This window comes from bacterium (assembly GCA_040755795.1).
Taxonomy (GTDB): domain Bacteria; phylum UBA9089; class CG2-30-40-21; order CG2-30-40-21; family SBAY01; genus JBFLXS01.
Genome location: JBFLXS010000566.1, coordinates 1 through 2,154, shown reverse-complemented (window position 1 = coordinate 2,154; position 2,154 = coordinate 1). Strand labels below are relative to the sequence as shown.

Below are 2,154 nucleotides of genomic sequence, written 5' to 3'. Positions count from 1 at the left end.
GCATCTTGCGGTGAACGGTTACAGAAATCGGATAAAATTGACCAGTGATTTTATTTTACCTGATTATCCCTAATTTCCCTCTCTTCATATTGCCAATCCTATCTGTCAGGATATAAATGTATATTCCAGAGGCAACTCTTTCATTAGCAGAATTCCGACAGGTCCAGATTATCTTACCTCCGCTATTGGCTTCTCTTTCTTCTTCATAAACCAACTCACCAACAATGTTGAATATTCTTATTTTTATCAGTCTATTTTGAGGCAAATTAGCAAAGGTTATTTCACCTTTCTTTGTCGGATTAGGATAACAATAAACAGATTGTAAATCGGTTATTTGAATTTGAGGTGTGGGTGGAGGTAATTTAATCTCTCTATTTTGTTGTTGCTCTGTTTTTACTATTGGTCCAACCATCTCTAAAGTCGCAGGCCCGACCGCAGAAACTCCATCTGCCCAGATTACCATAATTAACTCATCTTCCCCTAAATCACCAAATATATCAACTTGTGAAGGGGAAAATTCCCCGACCAAACTCGGGTCTCCAATTGCTTCTAAAGTAGCCGTTTTTGCAGATGGTGACTCACTCCCTATCTCTAAAGGATTAAGATTGATTCCCAGTTTCTCTTTTGCCTCTATCAAATAACTGTAAGTTCCTGACTCTGTAAAACTAATATTAGCATAATAATCTCCATCGGCTAAATTTCCACTCGTCGGAACAAACCCCATTGGAAAGGGACTACCAAAAATTCTTTTCCCATCTTTATATATCCACAGGTGAACATATTTTGGCAGATTCCCATCCGTATCATAATATCGAACCTTATAGGTGAATGAACTCGAATTTACTGTGCCGTAATCAGGATTGACCCCATCAGATTCAAACCCAGATTCGCCTGTCCAGGTAAGTATAGGTGCATTTGTTACCCTGGGCCCCTTCATTTCTACTTTGAGCGGAAGTCTTATCGAATTATTCTCCGGATTATCCTCGAACGCCTCAATATAATATGTGTAATTTGTAATTCTGGATAAAGTAGTAGTAGCCATATATACCCCACAACTAACTACTCCCTCCTCAAAATTCATCTTTAAACTGGTGTAAGTTCCCTCATTTGTTTTAATGTGCACCTGAGGATAGCCAGGTTTTGGCTGGTCATTATTCAAATCACGATATCTAACTTTGAAGGTAAAGATAGTTCCTCTTGTTCCTATTTCCGGCTCTAATCCATCAGATACATAACCACCTGTCCCTACCCATAATAATTCTGGTCCACAATTACCTCCACCAGTAACTACAGGACCATAATAAGTAGAAGTAGGTGTTGCCATCTTCCGATATATATCCATTGCTTCAAAATAGTAGGAATAATTTGAGTTATTATATGAAAGTGTTATAGGATTAGAATATACCCTACCAGAACTAATATTTCCTCCATCATGATAAGGTAGTATAATTGGACTTCCTGGAATATCTACTCCACCAATTAATATATGAACCTTCGGATAGCCAGGATAAGGCACATACCCTTCTGAATCTTGATATCTAACTGAGAAAGTATACAGGGTGCTTACATTACCATTAGTTGGATTCACCGTACCATTAGATAATACTGGTGCACTATTAACAGCAGGTGCTATCTTCACTTGAGTCCCTGCACCCCTGGCTGTCAATCCTGTTATATCTTTTGCTTCAAATTGATAGGTATAGACACCTGTAGGTACAGGTAAAGTAGTCCTTGTTTCATATAGGACACCCGCCGCATAAGTAACCGTTGCGGGACTTACTCTGGTTAACGATAAGATTGTCTCTGTTCCTCCTGTGGTCTTAATTTTTACCCGTGGATATCCGGCTAATGGTGCCTCATTATTCCCATCACTATATTTTACTCTATAGGTAAATATAGTGCTATTAGGCTCACCTTGTTCTGGGTCTAACCCATCATACAGATAGTTCCTTTCACCTGTCCATAACAAGAGCGGTGCGACAGGAGCATCAACCCCGGTCAATATAGGCCCAATATATTCTTGAGTCGGTGTTCCAAGGGCTAATACTCCATTTCTATCTTTTGCCGCAAAACGATATGTGTATGTCCCCGAATAAGGTAAACTGATAACAGTATAATATTCTACTCCCTTAACATAATCAATAGGAATTTTAT

General features: G+C 38.9%; 1 protein-coding gene. It reads right to left on the bottom strand.

Annotated features, from left to right (window positions below; all coding sequences use genetic code 11):
- Nucleotides 1-55: 55 nt before the first annotated feature.
- Nucleotides 56-2,154 (bottom strand): T9SS type A sorting domain-containing protein (locus AB1414_19710; GenBank protein MEW6609641.1); only part of this gene is annotated, 2,099 nt, incomplete at its 5' end.